Here is a 4,655-nt window from a genome sequence, read left to right on the forward strand (position 1 = left end):
AGCGATGGACGGAAAGCGTCGTTCACACGCACTGCCACCCTCCGAATTCTTGGCGAATCCGGCTACGGGTTGTTGCCCCATTCTTCGTCGTACAAACGCACGAGGATTTGGTCGTTCAAACGATTGGGCGCAACGTCGCGGGGCTGTTGATCGGCGGGCAGATCGAACAAGCCTGCCATGGTGGACGACGTGAGATATCGCAACCCAGCTACCTCGGCTGACAACTCCGGCGGCAAACGCCAATTGGACTCCGATTCTGGGGCTTGAGCAATTCGAGCCAAAGCAAACCCCCAGATCCCGAACGTGGGCACCGGTGCGTGATACGGCGTGACGTCAAACCCGGATGCCTGCATCGTCCGCAGGATGCACCAGTAGGATTTGGGTGCCACCAAAGGCGACGTGCACTGAATCGCTAATCCCGCGTCCTCGGTCATCCGCTCTCGAAGCAAATTGTAGAAACGCGACGAATAGAGTTTCCCAATCGAGTAATTGCCTGGATCAGGAAAATCGATCACGACCGCGTCAAACTGATCATCGGCTTCGCCCACCCACAAAAAAGCGTCTCGATGGACAACCGTGACGCGGTCCCTCTCCAGCGATCGCCCGTTCAATTCCGCCAGCGGTTCGAACTGGGTGGCCAAGCGAGTCATCGCGGGATCCAAATCCACCAGCGTCACCGACTCAACATGGTCGTATCGCAGAATCTCACGCACCGCCAATCCATCGCCGCCACCGAGCACCAACACGCGACGAGCGTCCTGGCAGACGGACATGACCGGATGCACGAGCGCCTCGTGATAGCGGTATTCATCGACACTGTTGAATTGCAGATGACCGTTCAAATAGAGCTGGAACCCTTTGTCGTTGCGAGTCACAGCGATGCGTTGAAAAGGCGACGTGTCGGCATACACAATCCGGCCGCCCAATGTGTTTTCTTCCGCGATACTGGTGATCGAATCGGCTTTGATGAACCCAACGATCAGCAGCCCAATCACCAGAAACGCTCGCCCTCGAAGACCGTCCAACCCCTTCTTCGCGAGCAACGGGCGAAGCAGATAAGTCCCCCACAACCCGACCATGGCGTTGAGCAAACCGAACACGATCGCTGTGCGATTCAAGCCCAACTTCGGCACCAGAAAGATCGGGAATAACAACGAGGCAAACAGAGCCCCCAGGTAATCAAACGCAAGAACTCGAGAGACGAGTTCTTCGAATTCCAGGTGTTCCTTCAGAATCCGCATCAACAGCGGCAATTCCAAACCCACCAGCGTTCCAATCACGATCACGCTGGTGAAGAGCAGCCACTGAAACCACTCGATCATCGGGAAGGCGAGAAACAGAAGTGGCGTGGAGAAGCCGCCCAACAACGCCAGAGCCAATTCGACTTCGATGAACACGCGAGCGAGCTTGGAAGTCACGTATTGAGACAACCAGGCTCCGAATCCCAACGCGGAAAGGTACACGCCGATGATTAGCGAGAACTGGGTGACCGAATCACCCAGCAGGTAACTCGCCAGCGTCCCCGCCAACAACTCGTAGATCAAACCGCACGTCGCAATGACGAGCACGTTGAGATACAGCAGATGCAGCGGGGCGCGATGAATCACTTGCGAATCAGCCGAGATCAACCGCGGAGGTTTCGCAGAACGGTCGGCAGGATGCCGCCGTTTTGGTAGTACTGCAATTCGACCGGGGTATCGATCCGAACGCGGCACTCGAATTCCGTCTTGGTCCCGTCAGCGGCGGTCGCCACCACTTTGATCAACGAACGAGGCTCGAGGTCGTTGGACAGGCCATCGATGTCGTAGCTTTCTTCGCCGGTCAAACCGAGCGACTGCCACGAACCACCATCAGCGAATTCCAAGGGCAACACGCCCATACCAACCAAGTTGCTACGGTGAATGCGTTCGAAACTGGCTGAGATGACGGCTTTGACGCCCAACATCATCGTCCCCTTGGCGGCCCAGTCACGGCTACTTCCGGTTCCGTATTCTTTGCCGGCCAAGACGATCAACGGCACGTCGTCGGCTTGGTACTTCATGGCCGCATCGTAAATGCTCATCGTTTCGCCGGATGGCAAGTACCGCGTCACACCGCCTTCGGTTCCGGGTGCCAGTTGATTGCGAATGCGAATGTTGGCGAACGTTCCACGCACCATCACGCGGTCGTTCCCGCGACGCGAACCGAACGAGTTGAATTCGCGAATCGGCACGCCGTTTTCTTGCAGGTAACGTCCGGCAGGCCCGTCGGTTGCGATCGCACCGGCGGGTGAAATGTGGTCGGTCGTGACCGAATCACCAAGCAGTGCCAACACCTTCGCACCCTTGATCGGAGCGATGTCCGGCACGGCTTCCGCGGTGACGCTGTCCAAGAACGGTGGGTGGTGAATGTAGGTGCTCTTTTCGTCCCACGGGTACAACGCTCCGCCCGCCGCTTCGATGGCGTTCCACATGTCGTTGCCCGACACAGCGGCTTCGTATTCGTTGGTGAACATTTCCGGCTGAATGCACGACGCGATCGTTTCGCGAATTTCGTCGGCTGATGGCCACACGTCTTTCAAAAAGACATCTTCGCCGCTGGTGTCTTTGCCGAGCGGTTCAGTGTTCAGATCGATGTCGGTTGTTCCGGCCAACGCGTACGCGACGACCAACGGTGGGCTGGCCAAGTAGTTGGCTTTCGTGAGCGGATTGACCCGACCTTCGAAGTTCCGGTTTCCCGACAAAACCGCCGAAGCGATCAAGTCGCCATCCTGAATGGCCTTGGCAACGGGCTCTGGCAATGGTCCGGAGTTCCCGATGCAGGTCGTGCAACCATAACCAACGGTGTTGAAACCGAGCTTGTCGAGCGACTCGGACAAACCGGCTTTGTTCAGGTAATCCGTCACGACTCGCGAACCAGGGGCCAGCGACGTTTTCACGTGAGCCGGCACGGTCAAACCGCGTTCCGCAGCCTTCTTGGCCAACAATCCGGCACCCACCATCACCGATGGGTTGGACGTGTTCGTGCAAGACGTGATGGCAGCGATCACAACGGCACCGTGCGTGATGTCCGTGCTGGCACCGTTGTTGGAAACGTGGCCGGTGCGTTTCAAATCCTCAGGAGCCAACCCGAAACCGGAGGCACCGACGGGAGCGGTCAAGGATTCGTTGAACGCCTTCTTCATGGTGGCCAGCGACACACGGTCTTGTGGGCGTTTCGGTCCAGCCATGCTGGGTTCGACCGTCGACAAATCGAGCGACACGGTTTTGGTGTAGTTCAGCGTCGGCCCGTCATCCAAACGGAACAGACCTTGTTCTTTGCAGTAACGTTCGACCAGTTCCACGTTTTCTTTGCTGCGGCCGGTTTGACGCATGTAGTGCAGCGTCAGATCGTCAACGGGGAAGAACCCCATCGTGGCACCGTATTCAGGAGCCATGTTCGCGATCGTGGCTCGGTCAGCAACGCTCATCGCGTTCATGCCCGTTCCGAAGAACTCCACAAACTTACCCACCACGCCTTCGGCACGCAGGATCTCGACGACTCGCAACACCATGTCCGTCGCGGTCGCGCCCGATGGCAATTCGCCGGTCAGTTCGAACCCGATGACTTCTGGCATCAGCATGTAAAGCGGTTGGCCGAGCATGTTGGCTTCGGCTTCGATGCCTCCGACGCCCCATCCCAAAACGCCCAAACCATTGATCATGGTTGTGTGCGAATCGGTGCCGACCAGCGTGTCGGGCATCGCCACAGGGCCTTGATCGTCTTTGCCCAGCGCGACGACACGAGCGAGGTATTCCAAGTTGACTTGGTGAACGATCCCAACGTTGGGTGGTACCACGCCGAAGTTATCGAACGCTTGCTGGCCCCAACGCAGAAACTCGTAACGCTCTTTGTTGCGTTCGAATTCGCGTTCGACGTTTTGCACGAGTGCACCGTCGCTGCCAAAGAAATCGACTTGCACCGAGTGGTCGATCACCAGGTCGACTGGGATCAGCGGGTTGATCTTGTTCGGGTCGCCACCGATTCGTTCCATCGCCGATCGCATCGCGGCCAAATCGACGACCGCGGGAACGCCGGTGAAATCTTGCAGGACAACGCGATAGGGTTTGAACGGCACCTCGTGAGGCGCCACCGCTTTCGCGTCCCAACTAGCAAGATTTTTGACGTCGTCTTCGCTGATTTGAAAGCCGTCGCAATTCCGCAGCACAGCTTCCAACAGCACACGAATGGAGAACGGCAAGCGATCGATTTGCCCCAAGCCTCGTTTTTGAAGCGCCTCCAAGCGATACATCGCCGCAGAGCCGGATCCGGTTTCAAACTGTTCGCGTGCGCCGAAGATATCCGCAGTCACTGCATGGGTTCCTGTTGTCGAATTGTCGAAAAATGCTGAGTGGCTGACAGTTTAGCAATGCCTCTGCCAAAACCGTAGTGGTGGAATCAAACCATCCGCATCCGCTGCCATTTGCCTTGCAAAAAACGTCCGGCCATGACGATTGCGAGGGTGCAGACCCAGCCCGTGATGACCCACCACCACCAATCCAACGCCACGAGCGCCGCCGCCTGGCCGTCGGGATCCTGGAACCGAGCCGCGACAGGTTGCCACACCATCCCCACAATCACTGCCACAAACGACACCACCAATCCCGCCAACAACACGAACCACGTGTCCCCCGCAC

At 57.7% G+C, this 4,655-nt stretch carries 2 protein-coding genes and 1 pseudogene; all 3 read right to left on the bottom strand.

Annotation, left to right across the window (positions count from 1 at the left end; all coding sequences use genetic code 11):
* Positions 1 to 62 precede the first annotated feature (62 nt).
* Positions 63 to 1,607, bottom strand: a complete 1,545-nt coding sequence (locus tag ACF8AM_RS03825) for a polyamine aminopropyltransferase (protein ID WP_392554361.1) — start codon at positions 1,605 to 1,607, stop codon at positions 63 to 65.
* 17 nt (positions 1,608 to 1,624) lie between these two features.
* Positions 1,625 to 4,330, bottom strand: coding sequence for an aconitate hydratase AcnA (gene acnA / locus ACF8AM_RS03830; RefSeq protein ID WP_392554362.1), 2,706 nt, complete (start codon positions 4,328 to 4,330; stop codon positions 1,625 to 1,627).
* A gap of 86 nt (positions 4,331 to 4,416) precedes the next feature.
* A pseudogene (locus ACF8AM_RS03835) lies at positions 4,417 to 4,655 on the bottom strand (MATE family efflux transporter); the annotation flags it as partial.

Source organism: Rhodopirellula sp. JB055, from assembly GCF_043100905.1.
Lineage (GTDB): Bacteria > Planctomycetota > Planctomycetia > Pirellulales > Pirellulaceae > Rhodopirellula.